This window comes from Arthrobacter sp. PvP103 (genome assembly GCF_017833075.1).
In the GTDB taxonomy this organism is placed as follows: Bacteria; Actinomycetota; Actinomycetes; order Actinomycetales; family Micrococcaceae; genus Arthrobacter.
In genome coordinates, this window is sequence record NZ_JAFIBQ010000001.1 from 2,229,779 (window position 1) to 2,247,695 (window position 17,917).

Below are 17,917 nucleotides of genomic sequence, written 5' to 3' on the forward strand. Positions count from 1 at the left end.
CCTTGGCTCGTGAACACGTGGAGTGGCGGCGGCCGCCAAAGAAACTCTAGCCGGATGGCGACATCAAAGTTATAGTAAGCATGCTGATTACTTGGCGAATCATCGTCATCGCCAGGCAACGTTCAACCCTTTTCTAGTCAAAGGAGACACCATGAGCACGAAGGTCGAGAAACGCATTCTGGTCAACGTCCCGGCAAGCACGGCGTACAACCAGTGGACCCAGTTCGAGGAATTTCCGCACTTCATGGGTGGTGTGAAGAGCGTGACGCAGCTCAGCGACGACCGCCTTGAATGGGTGGCTGAAATCGCCGGCGTCCGCCGCAAGTGGGAGGCCAAGATCCTGGAGCAGGTCCCGGACCGCAAGGTGGCGTGGGCTGCCACGGAAGGCGCGACCAACGCGGGGACCGTGACCTTCGAAGACGTGGGCGGCGGCCAGACGTCGGTACAGCTGTCCCTCGAATACCAGCCGGAAGGCATCGTGGAGACCATCGGAGACAAACTCCATGTCGTCGACCGGCAGGTTGAGGGGGACCTGAAGAGGTTCAAGGACTTCATCGAGGACGAGGGCTATGCCAGCGGCGCCTGGCGCGGGACCGTCAACGAAGGCGCCTCCGCGGGGACTCCCGGAGTGGAGGCGGCAGCGGCGTCACGCGGCGATTCCGGCAAGGCCGGCCTCTCCGGAAAGGTCGCGGCGGGTGTGGGGGTTGCCGCCGCAGCGGCAGCCGGCGTGGCCGCGAGCATGCGGGACAAGGACACGGAGCCCGCCAGCACCCCGGTTCCCGTTTCGGAGACCCCGGTTTCAGCCGTTCCGGCGACCAACGCTTCCGGCTATGTGGAGCCCGCTGAAGCGGCCGGCACGGTATCCGGCCCCGGTTCCGCGTTGAGTGACGACCGGATCGCCAAGCCGTTCGACCAGACCAACGGCCTGGTCGATTTCGAAGGCGACTCGGATGAGACCGCCGACAGCGACACGAGGAGCGCTGCCGAGCGCAGGGACGAAGAAAACCGCGACGGCGGCCTTCCGCCTGCGGCAGGCAGCCTCGGCCAGCACTAGCACTGTCTCGCTGCGAGCAGTGGACGCGGCGGCGATCACCGACGTGATCGCCGCCGCAATCCCAAAGACCGGCTTAAACAGCAAAGACCTGCAGGTACCTTCGCGATCTCGCTATGAGACGGCCCGGACATTCTCATGTCCCGAACGGCCCGCGTTATCTGAACGGTTACCTGCAGGCGCTTTAAGCGTACGCCCGCACGGTCCGGGAGGAAATAGGCCGGGAGCCTCTTGCTTTGGAGCCCGGATGCGTTGCCGCCTCTGCCGATTGCTGAAATCCGCAGAACATCAACCCCGGCCAAAAGCGTAGAGTGGAACCAGACGCCTGATTCTGGACGCCGTGTGCTGAGGGAGAAATCGTGACGATTGACTGGGACGAAAAAAAGGCCCTGCTGCAGGAACCGAACATCGCTGCTGTAACCCAGCTTTGCGACGAACTCATGGAAAAGAAGCCGGGCTCCATAGTCCCGTACATTGACCCCGTCCATGACGAGGACGAATGCAGGATCGTCAGTCTCCATGTCAGCCCCGGCAAAGGCACCGAATCGGGCTTCGTATCCCACTTCAATGACGATGAAGCGGCCCGGCGGGCCACGTCGATCTACGAAATCGTGGAACTCGACCCCCGCTACGTCATGCCGTGGAATGCCTACCCGTGGGTGCGGGACCCCGACCTCCCCTCCGCCCTCAACGTCCAGGAAAAGACGGACGGCCTGCGTCCTTTCCGCCAGTTCCTGAAGATCAACAGGCGCGTCTCGGCCATCATCGCCCACGGCACGGATGCCCAGACCTTCCTTACCCTCTTCGAGAAGACGTACCACCAGTCCCTGAAGAACTCCGGAATCAAGATCTACAAAGCCAGTGCCCTCGGCGGCCGGGCCTTCGCGGTTTCCGCGAACAAGCAGGAAGAACTGCTGAGCAAAAGCGTCGAGATCTACAGGGACGCAATGCAGCGCGCCGGGATCCAGCACCTCTAGTCGCTTCCTACGCTTCCAGCAGCCGGCGCCGGTGTTTGAGCTCCTTGAGCCATGACCTGGTGACCATCGACGAAAACGGTGAGGCGCCGTCGTCGTTCGCTCCGGCAAAAGCCGTACCCGCTTCAAGGTCGGCCACCAGCGGACCCGACGCCTTCAATCCCAGCTCCAGCACCTGCACGGCGGCGCGTTCCGTCAGCCCCAGGCCGGCGGCCCAGCCCAGGAAATGCTTCCGCGAGATCCCGGTCCGTTTGCCGTCCAGCGTGAGGGCGAGTGTTTTGTCCCCGTAGACCACTGTGGAGGGGATGTCGTAGACCGGCGCGATGGACCACTCCCCCGAGGGCTGCTGCACCATCGACACATTCTTCGCGTGGAGATCGCCGTTCCCGCTCAGCCAGGCGAATGCCGCCTGGATGGCAAGGTTCCGCAGCGCAGGCAGCGGCGCCGCGCAGTACTCCGCCAGGGCGCGGCACACCTGCCCGTACGCCACGTTGTACTTGTCCGCGGGGTACAGCCCCAGCACCTGCGCACCGTCCTCGACGGCGAGCCGCTGCACCGCTCCGTGCGCGCCGCCCGCCAGCGGGATCCGGTCGAACCGCTCCACCAGGAGCCCGGGCCGGCCTTCTACATCCCGTATCAGCCGCACTTTGCTCAGCGGAATCCGCAGCTTGGCGGCGTAGCGGAACATCACCAGCTCGTTCTCCACCACATGCGGGAACTCCGGGGCATTGAGCTTGAGGATGTAGCGCCGGCCGGCACTGGCCACGGGCATGGAGATCATCCCGGCGGACAGCTTGTCCTGCACGCCGGCGAGCGCCACGGGGTCGATCAGCCCGGAGTCGCCCAGCAGCGCGTCGAAGTCGACCGGGGCCTTCGGGTTAAGCTCGACGGCATGTTCGTCCGGGTCCAGGGGCTCACCGTGGCCAACGATCTGCACATCGCCCACCGGGTTGGCCCCGGCGGCGATCAGGAGCGAGAGTTCGTCGTCAACGCTCGTCTTCACCGATCGTCGCAACGCGTTCAGCCGCCTGCCCTCCGGCAGGAGCCCGGTGAAGTACGGCGGCGCGGCCCCCGCCGCGGACAGCACCGGTTCAGCGCTTAGCGGCAGGGAACTGGCGACGGCGGGACCTCCCGCCGCGAGGTACGCCGGCAGGTAACTGAACCTGGTGCCGCCGTCGTGCCGCTCCAGCCGCGCGGCCAGCACGCCGGCCTTGTAGACATCGGCGACGCGGTGCCTCATTTCTGGTCCTCTCCCAGCGGTTTGCCGGGAGCGGGGCCGTCCGCGGGGGCGCGGATGCCCCCAATGGCGCGGGCCGCAGGGCGGGTCCGCGTGGTCAGCTGAAGCTCCAGGCCAAGGGTTTCGAGCAACGCCAGGAGCGAGTCCAGCTGCACACTGCGCTTCCCCTGCTCCACGAATCGGACGAAGCGCTCGGATACCCCTGCGAGGTGGGCAAGGTCGTGCTGGGTCAGTTGCAGGGCTGCACGCCTGGCCCTGACTTCGGCGGCAAGCATGTCAGCGAACGTATCGGCCATTCAGACTCCCCAGACAGGTACGAACGTACCGTTTCCCTTGGAATTCCAAGTCTAGGGACGGGGAGCGCCCTTGTACAGCAAAGAATCGGAATGAACGTACCGAATATCCAACGTCCGGTTCCGGGCGATCCGCTTCACAGTTGACACCCCGTGTGACCCGTGCCATATTTTAAGCGTGAACCTGTCAGACAGCCGGACAGCAGGACAGCCCCTCGCCCGCCTCAGCGCAGCCGAAGCCGTCTTCAACGTCCTCCGCGCCGAAATCGAGTCCGGCAAGCTCGAGATCGGCGCCAAACTGAGCTCCGAAGCCACGCTCTCCCAGCAGTACGGGGTGAGCCGTTCCGTGGTCCGTGAAGCGCTGCGCTCGTGCAACGCCCTCGGCCTCACCACCACCAAGACCGGCCGCGGCACCTTTGTGGTCGCCAACCGGGTGGCCAAGGACCTGGTCCTCGGCCAGTACTCGGCGCTGGACCTCACCGAGGCCCGCCCGCACATCGAAGTCCCGGCCGCCGGCCTGGCCGCCGAACGCCGGACGGCCGAAGAGCTGGAAGGCCTGCGGGATATCGTGGCCGCCATGGCCGCCGAGGACGACCCCGAATCCTGGGTTGCCCTCGACTCCAGCTTCCACGCAGCCATCGCCCGGGCCAGCCACAACAAGGTGTTTGAAAACGTGGTCTCCGACATCCGCGACGCCCTGGCGCACCAATCCGAAACCCTCAACATGGTGGCCGACCGCCAGCACGCCTCCGACCAGGAACACCAGCGGATCCTGGCCGCCATTGAATCCGGCAATGCCACCGAGGCCAGCGCCGCGATGCAGGAACACCTGCATGCCGTAGGCGCAGCCCTCGACTCCATCCTCAGCCAATAGCCGCGACGCCCAACCGACGCCCGTCACCGATCCCAAGGACTCCATGCTCTCCCCTGCCCTGCCCGTCCACGCCCAGGCTCCGGCCCCGGACTTAACAGCCTTGCCGCAGCACGTTCCGCTGGCCGTGCAGACCCGCGACGGGCTCGTGGAAAGCATCCACTACGGCTCGGTGATCGCCACCGCCCCGGACGAATCAGCCGACGGCGGCCTCCGCACGCTGTTCTCTGCGGGTGCTCCCCTGGCACCTTTCTACCCGCGCTCATCACTCAAGCCGCTGCAGGCCGTGGCGATGGTCCGTGCCGGCCTCGACCTTCCTGCCGACCTTCTGGCCCTCACCGCGGCCAGCCACTCCGGAGCAGCAGTGCACCGTGACGGCGCGCTCCGCATCCTCGAACTGCACGGGCTTACGGCCGACGCGCTGGAAAACAGCACCGACCTGCCGTACGGGCCGGACGAACGTAACGAATGGCTCCGCAACGGCGGCACCGCTACCCGGCTCACCCAGAACTGTTCCGGCAAACACGCCGCCATGGCCGCAACCTGCGTCATCAACGGCTGGCCGGTCCGCGGCTACCTGGATCCGGAACACCCCCTGCAGCAGCTCGTCGCCGCCACAGTCCGGGAACTCACCGGCGAAGAACCCGAGCGCACCAGCACCGACGGCTGCGGCACTCCGCTGTTCGCACTGACCCTCCGCGGCATGGCCCGCGCCTTCGGCCGCCTCGCCGCCGCAGTGGTGACAGATCCCGGAAGTCCGGAAGCCGCCGTCGGCCGGGCCATGATCCAGCACCCCGAAATGGTGGCCGGCGAAGGCCGCGATGTCACCGAACTGATGCGCCTGCTCCCCGGAGCGGTGGCCAAGGACGGTTTCGAAGGGGTCCAGCTCGTGGGCCTCCCGGACGGCCGCGCCGTGGCCGTGAAAATTTCCGACGGCGGGGACCGCGCCCGCATGCCGGCCACCGTCCGCGTACTGGAAGCGCTCGACGTCGACACCTCACCGCTCGCGGGCATCGCCACCGGAGCCGTCCTGGGCGGCGGCCACCCCGTCGGGCAGCTGACGGCCACCGACTTCATTCCGGCAACCTAGCCGCCCTGCCCCCAACTCTTCTCCCCAGCCACGCCTCCCGAGGATCCCCATGACCGAAAACGCTTCCCCCGCCGCCTTCCGTTCCGAGCATGATCTGCTGGGTGACCGGGATGTTCCCGCTGCCGCGTACTGGGGTGTGCACACCCTCCGGGCCGTGGAGAACTTCCCCATCACCGGCCAGCCGCTCTCCACCAACATGCACCTGGTCCGCGGCCTCGCCGCCGTGAAACTCGCCGCCGCCCGCACCAACCACGAACTCGGCCTCCTCGACGCCGAACGCGCCGACGCCATCGCAGCGGCCTGCACCGACGTCCTCAACGGCAAACTCAACGACCAGTTCGTCGTGGACGTCATCCAGGGCGGCGCCGGAACCTCCTCGAACATGAACGCCAACGAGGTCATCGCCAACCGCGCCCTGGAAATCCTCGGACACCCCAAAGGCCACTACACCCGCCTGCACCCCAACGACCACGTCAACCTCTCCCAGTCCACCAACGACGTCTACCCCACCGCCGTGAAACTCGGCACCATCTTCGCCGCCCGCGAACTCCTGGACGCCCTCGCCGAACTCGAAGACGCCTGCGCCGCCAAAGCCCTCGAATTCCGCACCGTCGTCAAAATGGGCCGCACCCAGCTCCAGGACGCCGTCCCCATGACCCTCGGCCAGGAATTCGGCACCTACGCCGTCACCATCGGCGAAGACCGGCTCCGCCTGGCCGAAGCGGACCTGCTCATCCACGAAATCAACCTCGGCGCCACCGCCATCGGCACCGGCCTGAACGCCCCCGCCGGCTACGCCGCCACCGCCTGCCGCCACCTCGCCGAAATCACCGGCCTGCCCCTGGTCACCGCCCCGGACCTCATCGAAGCCACCCAGGACGTCGGCGCCTTCGTCCACCTCTCCGGCGTCCTCAAACGCGTCGCCGTGAAACTCTCCAAAATCTGCAACGACCTGCGCCTGCTCTCCTCCGGCCCCCGCGCCGGCTTCGGCGAAATCAACCTCCCCGCCGTGCAATCCGGATCCTCCATCATGCCCGGCAAAATCAACCCCGTGATCCCCGAAGTCGTCTCCCAGGTCGCCTACGAAGTCATCGGCAACGACGTCACCATCACCATGGCCGCCGAAGCCGGACAACTCCAGCTCAACGCCTTCGAACCCATCATCGTCCACAGCCTCCACAAGAGCATCTCCCACCTCGAAGCCGCCTGCCGCACCCTCACCGCACGCTGCATCCAGGGCATCACCGCCAACACCGACCACCTCCGCCGAACCGTCGAACAATCCATCGGCCTCGTCACCGCCCTCAACCCCCACCTCGGCTACACCACCGCAACCGCCATCGCCCAGGAAGCCCTCGCCACCGGCAAAGGCGTCGCCGAACTCGTCCTCGAACACAACCTGCTCACCGCCGAGCAACTCGAAGACCTCCTTAGCCCCCAACGCCTGGCCAACCTAAGCAAGTAGTCCCCGACCTCATCTTGTAAGGACCCCCATGACACAGCCCCAACAGGACACTGCCCAAAAGCAGGTCATCACCGACCACACCATCCCGGCGCACGCCCACGCCTCCGAAGCCTCCCTCCACCGCGAGGATGAGGGCTACCACAAGGGACTCAAGCCCCGGCAGGTCCAGATGATCGCCATCGGCGGCGCGATCGGCACCGGGCTCTTCATGGGTGCCGGCGGCCGGCTTGCCACTGCCGGGCCGGCCCTCATCATCAGCTACGCGGTGTGCGGCTTCTTCGCCTTCATGATCCTGCGCGCCCTCGGCGAGCTCGTGATGCACCGTCCCTCATCCGGATCGTTCGTCTCCTACGCCCGCGAGTTCTTCGGCGAGAAGGCTGCTTTCGTCACCGGCTGGCTGTACTGGCTGAACTGGGCGATGACGGCGATCGTGGACATCACCGCCGTCGCGCTTTACATGAACTTCTTCAAGAAGTACTGGGCACCCATCGCGGACGTTCCGCAGTGGACCTGGGCGCTGACGGCCCTGATCCTGGTCCTCGGCCTGAACCTGATCTCAGTCAAGGTCTTCGGCGAGCTTGAGTTCTGGTTCGCGCTCATCAAGGTGGTTGCCCTGGTGACCTTCCTAGTGGTGGGTATCTACTTCGTCATCTTCGGCACGCCGGTGGAGGGCCAGCAGGTGGGCTTCAGCCTGATCGCGGACAACGGCGGATTGTTCCCCAACGGCCTGCTTCCCGCGATTGTTGTTATGCAGGGTGTGGTGTTCGCCTACGCTTCCATCGAGCTGATCGGCACCGCTGCCGGTGAAACCGAGAACCCGGAAAAGATCATGCCCCGGGCCATCAACACGGTCATCTTCCGTATCGCGGTGTTCTACGTCGGATCTTTGGTGCTGCTTTCCCTGCTCCTGCCGTACACCTCCTACAAAGCCGGGGAAAGCCCGTTTGTCACGTTCTTCGGCTCCATCGGGGTTGAGGGCGTGGACGCCATCATGAACCTGGTGGTCCTCACCGCGGCGCTGTCCTCGCTCAACGCCGGGCTGTACTCCACCGGCCGGATCATGCGCTCCATGTCCGTCGCCGGATCTGCGCCCAAGTTCGCGGCCCGCATGAACAAGGCCGGCGTCCCCTACGGCGGCATTGCCCTGACCGCAGCCGTGGCCGTCCTTGGTGTGGTGCTCAACGCCGTCGTGCCCGCCGAAGCCTTCGAAATCGTGCTGAATGTGGCGTCCCTGGGCATCATCAGCACCTGGGCCGTGATTGTGATGTGCCAGATGCAGCTGGCACGGCTCGCCAAGCGCGGCGAACTCCTCCGGCCGGCGTTCCGTATGCCCGGCGCCCCGGTGACCGGCTGGATCACCCTGGCCTTCCTGCTGGCAGTGCTTGTCCTCATGGCCTTCGACTCCCCCGTGGGAACCTGGACCATCGCTTCGCTGGTCATCGTCATCCCCGCGCTGATGCTGGGCTGGCGCCTCTGCCGGGAACGCGTCCTGGAGATCGCCGCGGTCCGCGACGGCTTCACCGGCCCGTACCCGCTCGTAGCCAACCGCCCGGGCCCGGGCGCGAAGAACAAGAGCTAACTCCAGCCAGGCGGTTCCTTTAGCGCGAACGGACACATGCGGCCCTGAAATCTCCGGATAGACGGGCCGCAAGTGTCCGTTCGCGCTGATGTGTGGCCGCTGCTAAATCGGTAGCATGAAGCCATTGCGGGCAGTCGCACCATCAGCGCGGGTCCTGGAGCTCCGGGGCCGGGGAAGAGGTAGCTCATGTCAGGATCCAAACTTGCCGTGGTGGGCGCCGGGAGCGTGGGCACCTCGCTGGCCTACGCCGCCCTGATCCGCGGTTCGGCAAGCAACATCGCCTTGTTCGACGTCAATGCCCTCAAAGCCGAAGCGGAAGTCCTGGACCTCGCCCACGGCACCCAGTTCGCCGCGGCGGCCGCCACCGTCACCGGCGGCGGCGATATCGCGGTGACGGAAGGCGCCGACGTCGTCGTGATCACGGCCGGTGCGAAGCAGGCTCCGGGCCAGACGCGCCTGGACCTGGCCGGGACGAACGTCGGCATCCTCGAACAGCTCATGCCGCAACTGCTTCAGCAAGCCCCGGACGCGGTCTATGTCCTGGTCACCAACCCCTGCGACGTGCTCACCGTGGCGGCGCAAAAGATCTCCGGCCTGCCCCCGGAGCGCGTTTTCTCCTCCGGCACCGTGCTGGATACGTCACGGCTGCGCTGGCTGCTGGCCCGCCGCGCCGGCGTCTCCGTGGCCAGCGTCCATGCCAGCATGGTGGGCGAGCACGGCGACACGGAGTTTCCGGTGTGGTCCGGCGCCACTATCGGGCCCGTCCCCATCCTCGACTGGGAAGCTGACGGCGAACGCATCTTCACCCCGGAATACCTTGCCGAAACGGCACGAGAGGTGACGCAGGCGGCCTACAAGGTCATCGCCGGCAAAGGTGCCACCAACTACGCCATCGGCCTCTCCGGTGCGCGGATTGTGGAAGCCCTGCTCCGTGACGAGAACGCCGTGCTGCCCGTGTCCACCGTGCTGGACGGCCCCTACGGAATCTCCGGCGTGGCGTTGTCCCTGCCCAGCGTCGTGGGGCGCGGCGGTGTGCACCGCGTCCTTCACACGCCGATGGACGATGGAGAACTGGCCGCCCTGCAGCATTCGGCGGACACACTGCGGAACACGATGGGTACGCTGGGAATCTAAGAGCCGCACCCTTCGTTGAACGGTGCGGACTCAACAGCCACTGCGCACGGCAACAAGGGAAGGGAGAACGCTATGCCTCACATTGCCGGCTCCCTGCCTCTCCCTGTGACTCGCCGGTTTCGGACCGCCCTGTTCCTTGGCGTCCTCGCAATCCTCGCCGGATTAATCGGCATGCACGTCTTGGCGTCCTCGCACACGCAGCACGGCCCCGGCGCCCTGGCGGCTGTTGCCGGCGCCCACGCAACCCACGCCGCGGCGCCGAGTACAGCGGCCCGCACCGCGCCGAATGCCATGGCGGACGGCATGGTGCACGCCGCGACCTTGGATCCGGCGTCCGCCCGGCCAATGGGCAGCAGCGCACCGGAACCGCCGCCGTCGTGCGTCTCCACCGGCGCAACCGGTGAGATGTCTGCTCCGCACGCAAGCTGCATTCCCGCCCCGGCTACTGCGGGTCTCTCCGCGCCATCGCCCGGCACCACCTCTTTCGCCGGCCCGGAACCGGCCGCGGACACAGCCCGGGTGCTGTGTGCCGCCACGCACGTTCCTGGCAGTCCAACGCCCGGCGAACTCTCCATTAGCCGGACATAAAACCGGGAGCTGCACCGTGACGCTTCCGGTGCTTCCACCTGCCCCTGGATGCCGGTTCCCCGCGTTGAACCCCGCGCAGGAAGCCTGGCAGCCGCCCCTCCCGGCGCCCCGTGCCGGATTCCCCAAGGACACCATTCACATGAAGAAACCAATCACCCTTTCAGCCGCTGCCCTGGCAGCCGTCATCACGCTCGCCGGCTGCGGCTCGAACGCCACCCCCGGCTCCTCAACGATGCCCGCGAACCACGGGGCGATGAGCTCCAGCGCGCCGGATGGCAGCCCTGGGGCCATGGGCCACAACTCCGCGGACACGCTGTTCACCCAGTCCATGATTCCGCACCACGCACAGGCCGTGGAAATGAGCGACATGATGCTCAGCAAGCAGGGCATCAACCCGGCCGTCACGGAACTGGCCACCAAAATAAAGGCCGCACAGGGCCCGGAGATCGAACAGATGAACGGCTGGCTCAAAGGCTGGAATGAACCCACGGCCATGGCCGGGCACGGCGAAGCAGGCCACAGCATGGCCGGCATGATGAGCGACGACGACCTCAAGGCGCTCGACGCCGCCCAGGGCAAGGAAGCTGACAGGCTGTTCCTCACCCAGATGATTGCGCACCACGAGGGCGCCGTGCAGATGGCAAAGGCCGAAATAGCCGACGGGCAGAACAGCGGCGCCGTGAAGCTCGCCCAGGAAATCGTCACGGCCCAGGAGTCCGAAATCGAGGAAATGAAGGAGCTGCTGGCCTCCGCGGCTCCGTAACGGCAAAGTCGTCCACGGGCCGCAAGTGTCCGCTCGCGCACAGATAGCCGCGGCCCGGGGTTGCGCTGGCGTAATGCAACGCCGCCGCAACCCCGGCCGGGTGCAGGTTCGCATATGCTCAGCGGAGAAGTTCACGCTGGCTCAACGACGAACCACCACAGGAGAAACGCTCATGACCACCTGGCGGATCAGGGATTTCCATTCGGCCGACCTTGACGGCATCCTGCACCTCTGGGAATCGCTCAAGGCCACCAACGTGGAGCCCGTCTATGCGCTGTCCGAGGTCCTGGCATCCTGCGAAAAGGACCACGCCGTAGTGGCAGTGCAGGGCGATATGGTGGTGGGCGCCGCCGTCGGACGCGCCGCGCACGACCAGGGCTGGATCGTCTTCCTGGCCACGCTCCCCGAATACCGCGGCCGCGGGATCGGCACTTCGCTGCTGGCCGCCGTCGAGAACCGGATGGCACCGCACGGGCTGAACAAACTGTCCGCGCTGATGCCGGAGTCCGAAACCCGTGTGGAAGCCTTCCTCAGCCGCGGCTTCGTCCTCAAGAAGAACCTTCGCTACTTCGAACGCACCATCCCCGTGCAGCGCCAGGAGCTCGAGCCCCTGGGCCTGCTCGGCGGCCGCATCCTGGCCCGCGACCTCTGGGAAAACGTTGCCGGCATGCGCAACGAGAAAGAACTGCTGGAACGCCGGCTGGTGCTTCCCCTGGCCGAGGCGGACCTGGCGGACGAATTCGGCGTGGTGCCGCCGCGCGCCGTCGTCCTCTTTGGCCCTCCCGGAACCGGCAAGACAACGTTTGCGAAGGCGATCGCGTCGCGACTCGAATGGCCGTTCGTGGAAGTATTCCCCTCCCGGCTCGCGGCCGACCCGAAGGGCCTGGCCGGAGCCCTCCGGGAGACCTTCCTGGAAATCGCCGAGCTGGAACATGCCGTGGTGTTCATTGACGAGGTGGAGGAGATCGCATCCCAGCGGTCCGGCGAGCCGCCGTCCCCGCTGCAGGGCGTCACCAACGAGCTCCTGAAAATCATCCCGGCCTTCCGCGAACAGCCCGGCCGCCTGCTGGTGTGCGCCACCAACTTCATCCGCGCCCTGGACACAGCCTTCCTGCGCCACGGCCGGTTCGACTACGTGATCCCCATCGGCCTGCCCGACCGCCAGGCCCGCGAGGCCATGTGGCAGCGCTTCATCCCGGCCGCCGTGGTGGACGACGTGGACGTTGAGCTGCTGGTGGACCGCACCGAGGGATTCTCCCCCGCGGACATTGAGTATGCGGCCCGGAGCGCCTCCCAGCGTGCGCTGGAAAAGGCAGTGTACGACGACGGCGGGCTGGCTTCCGGGGGCGACGTCTCCGTCCGCGACGCGGTCCGGAAGGGTCCCGCCACGCAGGACTACCTCGACGCCATTGCCGACACGCGGACCACGGTGAGCAAGGAGGTCCACCAGGACTTCCTTGAGGACATCGACTCGCTGGGCCGGGTGTAGCAGGCCGGGGGGTTCTGTTCCCCGCTGTTGTCAGCGGCATCACCTGGACAGCGACGCCCTCTGCAGCGTCTTCGACCTCACGTATATCGGTCTGCTGTGGCTTCGGCGGTAATCTTTGACCCATGTCTTCCAACCCCCTCAGGCATGCCATGGCCCGCATGGGCGGCCGCGACCCGCATGAGCAGCATCGGGCAGCTACTCCGCTGGAGCTGTTTTTCGACCTGACCTTTGTGATCGCGTTCGGAGTGGCGGGAAGCCAGTTCGCCCACGAAATCGCCGAGGCCCACTTCGGTGCAGGGCTGCTCGGGTTCTCCTTCGCCATGTTTGCCGTGATCTGGGCATGGATCAACTTCACCTGGTTCGCCAGCGCGTACGACACGGACGACTGGGTCTTCCGGGTGGTCACTATGATCCAGATTCTTGGTGTGCTCATTCTGGCCATGGGGATCGAGCCGCTGTTCCGCTCACTGGTGGAGGGCGACCATGTGGACAACGCCGTCATTGTGGGCGGCTACGTAATTATGCGCCTGGCCTTGGTGTTCCAGTGGCTGCGTGCGGCGCGGCAGGACCCGGCCCGCCGCCAGACGTGCCTGCGCTATGCAACCTACCTCGGTGTGGTGCAGCTCGGCTGGATCGCAGTGCTGATCATTCAGGCGGACCTGCTGGCCACCATCCTGATGACCGTCCCCCTCTACGTGCTGGAAATGGCGACGCCGTACGTGGCGGAACGTTCCATGCGGACTCCGTGGCACGCGCACCACATTGCCGAACGCTACGGGCTCCTGGCCATCATTGCCCTCGGCGAATGCCTGATCGGCGCCATCGAAACCCTCCGCGCCATCGTGGCAAACCATGGCTGGAGCGTCGACGCCGCCCTGGTGGGTTTCGGCGGCACGGCGCTGGCCTTCGCCATGTGGTGGATCTACTTCATCCTGCCCGCCGGCCGTGCCCTCCACCTTCAGCGGCACCGCTCCTTCTTCTTCGGCTACGGGCACATCCCCATCTTTGCTGCCATCGCTGCAACCGGCGCCGGACTGCACGTGGCGGCCTACTACATCGACGATGAGGCCCATATAGGCGCCGCACTGGCCGTGGCCTGCATCGCGGCCCCCGTAGCGGTGTTCAAACTCTCCCTGACGTGGCTTTACAGCGTGATGATCTGCGTGGACCGCACCGTCATTGCCGTCGCGGCGGGCGTCCTCGCGGCGCTGGCGGGCAGCGTTGGGCTCGCCGCTGCCGGGGTCTCCGTGCCCGTCTGCTTGCTGGTGATCGTGCTGGCGCTGGGCGTTTCGATTGTCATTGACGAGAAGCGCGGCACCGGCAAAATGAGCGCAGCACTGGAGCGGTTGGAGCGGGAGGTCTCGACGGGCCCGACCACCAAGGGGTGACCTTCGGCCCTTCAACAACACCGCCGCGGGCTGCCAAGGTGTCCCCAGGGCCAGAAACCCCCGACCCGTGAGGTGGTAGCCATGGACACTGTCGTCAAGACCACGCACGGCCAGCTGCGTGGCAGCCTTGCCGACGGCGTGCACTGTTTCCTGGGCATTCCGTTCGCGGCGTCGACGGCGGGCGTGAACCGGCTTCGGCCGCCGCAGCCGGTCCAGCCCTGGAGCGGCGTGCGGGACGCCATGAAGTACGGCGACTCCCCTTTCCAGCTTGCTCCTCCGGAAAGTGCGGGTACGGAGTGGGACACAGCCCTGGCCGGCGAGGACTGCCTGAACCTCAACGTCTGGACACCGGACCCCGGCAACGGCGGCCTGCCGGTTATGGTCTGGATCCAGGGCGGCGCATTCGAAATCGGCTCGACGGCGTCGTACAACGGCAGGACCTTCGCCAGGGATGGCGTCATTTGTGTGGTGATCAACTGGCGCGTCGGCGCCGACGGGTTCCTGGACCTTGGTGACGGTCAGGCCAACATCGGCCTCCTCGACCAGGTGGCGGCCCTGGAGTGGGTCCGTGACAACATTGCAGCCTTCGGCGGAGATCCCGCCAACGTCACCGTGTTCGGCCAGTCGGCAGGTGCCATGAGCATCGGAGTTCTCCTCTCGATGCCCCGCGCCGAGGGGCTGTTCCGTCGGGCCATCCTTCAGAGCGGCGCCGCCCATCATGTCCTCCCCACCGAGACCGCCCAAAGGATCGGCGGATTCCTTTCCGAGAAGCTCGGGGTTTCGCCGACCCGGGAGGCAATGGCAGCGGTCCCCGTTCAGCGATTCCTCGCGGCGCAGACGGAGCTGAAGGCGGACCTGGCGGCCCGCCCGGACCCGGCGCGCTGGGGACCCGAGGTGGTGGCCAGCTCGATGCTCTGGCAACCGTCAGTCGACGGCGACGTCATTCCCCGCCGCCCCATCGAACGGATCGCTGCCGGCGCCGGCTCCACAGTGGACGTCATGATCGGCAGCAATGCCGAGGACTGGAAGCTGTTCCTTGCCATTACCGGGGTAATCGCCAAGGTCACGGAGCGCGACCTGGCGGAGTCCAGGAGTGTGGACGGCTTCCCGCCAATCGGCGTGTACGGGCTCCCCGCCGAGACTGCATTGCGCGAGTACCGGTCCCACTATCCGGCCAGTTCTCCCGGCGAGCTGCTTGCCGCTGTGGAAACCGACTGGTGGGTGCGGATTCCGGCGCTACGCCTGGCGGATGCCCATGCGAAAGCATTGTCTACGGCGTCGGCGCGTACGTACATGTACGAATTTGCCTGGCCTGCCCCGGGCCTTGGCGCAGTCCACGCCATGGAGGTGCCGTTCGTTTTCGACACCCTGGACACGAGCTCCAGGCTCTTCGGACCGCTGCTTGGAACAGACCCGCCGCAGGAACTGGCTGATGCCATGCACGCCGCGTGGATTTCCTTCGCCTCTACAGGCGATCCGGGCTGGCCCGGCTACGATCCCGAGCGCCGCGCCACCATGCTGTTCAATACCGGCGCCGGAGTCGTCTACGACCCCCGGTCATGGGAACGGGACCTCTGGGAGGGCGTCCGCTAGGACTCGTAGGAGAGGTTCTCGTAGTCGGTGTCGTCCGCCTCGTCCAAGCGGTCGTCCAGTTCTTCGAGCAACCAGGGGTTCACGCGGGCCAGGATCAACCGGATTTCTTCAACGGGCACCGCGTCATAGAGCACCGGCCGGGCATCGTCATAGCGGGTGACGGGCGGCTTGTCCGGCCACTTTTCCGCCAGCGCCTTGACCCGTTCGGGCAGTGAGTTGTGGGCGTTGTCGGCGATTTTGACCAGGGTGGCGTCATGGTCCTCGGCGATGAACCGGATGCCGGCCTGGTAGTCGTCCGGGTTGTCGTGCAACCGCTTGGTGACACGCTCAATGATGCCCACGGCGCGTTCGGAAACACCCATGTCCAGCAGAGCCTGCCGGGTGATGGGGGTGTCCTCCGCAATGTCGTGCAGGTAGCCGGCAATCCGGATGTCGTCGTCGAAGTCCGCCAGCGCATCGCCGACGGCGAGAACATGTTCGCGGTACGGCCGCTTCAGCTTGTCCTTTTGGCGGTTATGGGCAACTTCGGCGAGGACCTTGGCCGTCTCAACAGTGAATCGTGGCTGGGGGACGTTTGAGTCCGTGGTTCCTGTTTCTGGCATGGTTCCAGCCTACGCGCCTGCGTCCGGTACACCGGGCCACACCCACGGCTCCAGCGGCAGCGCCGAGGGATCAAAGTGCGTGAGGGCCCGCGGCAGAGGTCCGGGCGGGAGCCCAAGCGACTCCAGGATGATGTCCCGGACCCGCAAGGCATCCAGCCCGGCGGCGGCAAGGTCGGCCAGTGTCACGGCGCCGTCGCGCTTGGCCAGCCGGGCGCCGTCGGCATTCACCACCAGCGGCACGTGAGCATATTCCGGAACGGGAATATTCAAGAGGGAAGCCAAGTAGGCCTGGCGGGGCGTGGAGGGCAGCAGGTCGTCCCCGCGCACCACCTGGTCTATACCCTGCGCCGTGTCATCCACCACCACTGCCAGGTTGTAGGCAGTCACCCCGTCATTCCGTCGTAGTACGAAGTCGTCCACCACGCCGGTGTATGTGCCGTGCAGCCGGTCTTCCACCGTCCAGTCGGTCACGGTCGAGCGAAGCCGGATGGCAGCGGGCCGAATCGACTTCTTGAAGTCACGCTCCGCCGGATCGAGGTTCCGGCATGTTCCGGGGTAGGCACCCTGCGGGGCGTGCGGCGCGGACGGCGCCTCCTGGATTTCGCGCCGGGTACAGAAGCATTCGTACGTCAGGCCGGCGGCGGCCAGGCTGTTGATCGCTTCCGCATACAGCGGCTCGCGTTCTGTTTGGCGCACGACGCCTTCGTCCCAGGTCACGCCGATCGCCGCCAGATCGCGGAGCTGCTCCGCCTCAGCGCCCGCACGGGCCCGGTCCAGGTCTTCCACGCGCAGCAGGAACCGCCGGCCGGTGGAGCGGGCGAAGAGCCAGGCCAGGATCGCCGTCCTGAGATTCCCCACATGGAGTTCGCCGGAAGGGCTGGGGGCGAAACGGCCGGCTGATGTCATGGCACCAGCCTAATCGGGACAACACAAGAGCCCCTCAGCTACCGAACACTCCGGGTGATCCGGCGTCGGTGGCTCAGGGGCTCTTGCCGTGCCGGGCCCGGGAGCGTGGCTCCGGACCCGTTGCACTGCTAGCGGAATAACGATTGCGAATGACGATGCGTGAACAAGTGCCAATCAGCGGCGGCCGCCTTGCGGGAAACCTTGTCCAGGGACCGGGTGGTGTGCCGGGGCTCCTGTAGCCTGCGGGATCCGGCGGTAGCCTGCCTCCCTTGTTGCCATCATTTCAACAGAAGCCCTACAGTAGGCGCAACGAGCTGGTGCTTCTTTGGTCAATTTGATCAATCACCGGGCGGACGACAGGCAGGAAGTGGTCAGATTGCAGGAACTCGATCCAACGGACCGGCGGATCCTGGCCGCACTGGACGACGACCCACGCGTGCCCATCATGGTGCTGGCACAGAAGCTGGGCCTGGCGCGAGGAACCGTACAGTCGCGCTTGGAGCGGATGACGGCGTCGGGCGCCCTCCGCCCCAACAGCAGCCGCGTGCTGCCTTCGGCGCTGGGCCGCGGCGTGGCAGCAGCGGTGAGCGCCGAACTGGACCAGAGCCACTTGAACGAAGCCATCGCCGCGCTGCGCAAGATCCCCGAAGTACTGGAATGCCACGCGCCGGCCGGCGACACCGACCTCCTCATCCGCGTGGTGGCCAAAAGCCCGGACGACCTCTACCGGGTGTCCGAGGAAATCCGCCTCTGCCCCGGGATCGTCCGCACGTCCACCAGCATGTTCCTGCGCGAGGTCATTCCCTACCGGACCACCGGGCTGCTGGGTGCCTGAAGCCAGGGGCACCGGGGAGTCCTCCCCATCGCCGCGTCCCGCCTGAGCCGTTAGGCTTG

At 66.4% G+C, this 17,917-nt stretch carries 17 protein-coding genes; 13 read left to right on the top strand and 4 right to left on the bottom strand.

The features are described 5' to 3' along the window. Positions 1–151 precede the first annotated feature (151 nt). Together JOE41_RS10195 and JOE41_RS10200 are read left to right on the top strand one after the other, a co-directional pair. Positions 152–1,054, top strand: coding sequence for an SRPBCC family protein (locus tag JOE41_RS10195; RefSeq protein ID WP_209752269.1), 903 nt, complete (start codon positions 152–154; stop codon positions 1,052–1,054). A gap of 356 nt (positions 1,055–1,410) precedes the next feature. Beyond that, complete coding sequence (locus tag JOE41_RS10200; RefSeq protein ID WP_011693794.1) at positions 1,411–2,028, top strand: uracil-DNA glycosylase; 618 nt, start codon at positions 1,411–1,413, stop codon at positions 2,026–2,028. A gap of 7 nt (positions 2,029–2,035) precedes the next feature. On the opposite strand, the gene JOE41_RS10205 is transcribed toward JOE41_RS10200, so the two are convergent. Further along, positions 2,036–3,265: a type II toxin-antitoxin system HipA family toxin gene (locus JOE41_RS10205; RefSeq protein WP_011693795.1), complete on the bottom strand. Its 1,230-nt coding sequence runs from the start codon at positions 3,263–3,265 to the stop codon at positions 2,036–2,038. Continuing rightward, the gene (locus JOE41_RS10210) at positions 3,262–3,558 is read right to left on the bottom strand and encodes a type II toxin-antitoxin system Y4mF family antitoxin (RefSeq protein ID WP_209752270.1); all 297 of its coding nucleotides are present in this window, start codon (positions 3,556–3,558) and stop codon (positions 3,262–3,264) included. Before JOE41_RS10210 ends, JOE41_RS10205 begins: the two co-directional genes overlap by 4 nt. A 175-nt stretch (positions 3,559–3,733) precedes the next feature. On the opposite strand from JOE41_RS10210, the gene JOE41_RS10215 reads away from it, so the two are divergent. The 10 genes from JOE41_RS10215 (at position 3,734) to JOE41_RS10260 (ending at position 15,515) form a co-directional block, all read left to right on the top strand. Next, a complete protein-coding gene (locus JOE41_RS10215) occupies positions 3,734–4,429 on the top strand; it encodes a FadR/GntR family transcriptional regulator (protein WP_209752271.1) in 696 nt (231 codons plus the stop codon). Positions 4,430–4,472: 43 nt separating this feature from the next. After that, a complete protein-coding gene (locus JOE41_RS10220) occupies positions 4,473–5,516 on the top strand; it encodes an asparaginase (RefSeq protein WP_011693798.1) in 1,044 nt (347 codons plus the stop codon). Positions 5,517–5,565: 49 nt separating this feature from the next. Beyond that, positions 5,566–6,981 (top strand): aspartate ammonia-lyase, encoded by a 1,416-nt coding sequence (locus JOE41_RS10225; RefSeq protein WP_209752272.1) that lies wholly within the window; start codon positions 5,566–5,568, stop codon positions 6,979–6,981. Between the two features lie 28 nt (positions 6,982–7,009). Next, positions 7,010–8,560 carry an amino acid permease gene (locus JOE41_RS10230; RefSeq protein ID WP_011693800.1) on the top strand — a complete coding sequence of 517 codons (1,551 nt, stop codon included), beginning with the start codon at positions 7,010–7,012 and terminating at the stop codon, positions 8,558–8,560. A gap of 186 nt (positions 8,561–8,746) precedes the next feature. Continuing rightward, complete coding sequence (locus JOE41_RS10235; protein ID WP_209752273.1) at positions 8,747–9,694, top strand: L-lactate dehydrogenase; 948 nt, start codon at positions 8,747–8,749, stop codon at positions 9,692–9,694. 72 nt (positions 9,695–9,766) lie between these two features. Then, entirely contained in the window at positions 9,767–10,282 is a 516-nt protein-coding gene (locus JOE41_RS10240; protein WP_209752274.1) for a hypothetical protein, read from the top strand. 139 nt (positions 10,283–10,421) lie between these two features. After that, positions 10,422–11,045, top strand: coding sequence for a DUF305 domain-containing protein (locus JOE41_RS10245; protein WP_209752275.1), 624 nt, complete (start codon positions 10,422–10,424; stop codon positions 11,043–11,045). Between the two features lie 172 nt (positions 11,046–11,217). Further along, the gene (locus JOE41_RS10250; protein ID WP_209752276.1) at positions 11,218–12,534 is read left to right on the top strand and encodes an ATP-binding protein; all 1,317 of its coding nucleotides are present in this window, start codon (positions 11,218–11,220) and stop codon (positions 12,532–12,534) included. A 122-nt stretch (positions 12,535–12,656) separates the two neighbouring features. Beyond that, entirely contained in the window at positions 12,657–13,922 is a 1,266-nt protein-coding gene (locus JOE41_RS10255; protein WP_011693805.1) for a low temperature requirement protein A, read from the top strand. A gap of 81 nt (positions 13,923–14,003) precedes the next feature. Beyond that, positions 14,004–15,515, top strand: coding sequence for a carboxylesterase/lipase family protein (locus tag JOE41_RS10260; RefSeq protein ID WP_209752277.1), 1,512 nt, complete (start codon positions 14,004–14,006; stop codon positions 15,513–15,515). Here the strand turns inward: JOE41_RS10260 and JOE41_RS10265 are convergent. After that, a complete protein-coding gene (locus JOE41_RS10265; RefSeq protein WP_011693807.1) occupies positions 15,512–16,117 on the bottom strand; it encodes an HD domain-containing protein in 606 nt (201 codons plus the stop codon). The two genes, JOE41_RS10260 and JOE41_RS10265, sit on opposite strands and share 4 nt — an antisense overlap. A 9-nt stretch (positions 16,118–16,126) precedes the next feature. Beyond that, positions 16,127–17,023, bottom strand: a complete 897-nt coding sequence (gluQRS, locus tag JOE41_RS10270; protein ID WP_209752278.1) for a tRNA glutamyl-Q(34) synthetase GluQRS — start codon at positions 17,021–17,023, stop codon at positions 16,127–16,129. Positions 17,024–17,390: 367 nt separating this feature from the next. Here gluQRS and JOE41_RS10275 point away from each other — a divergent pair, with 367 nt between their 5' ends. Beyond that, positions 17,391–17,858 carry an Lrp/AsnC family transcriptional regulator gene (locus tag JOE41_RS10275; RefSeq protein WP_043431192.1) on the top strand — a complete coding sequence of 156 codons (468 nt, stop codon included), beginning with the start codon at positions 17,391–17,393 and terminating at the stop codon, positions 17,856–17,858. Positions 17,859–17,917 lie beyond the last annotated feature (59 nt).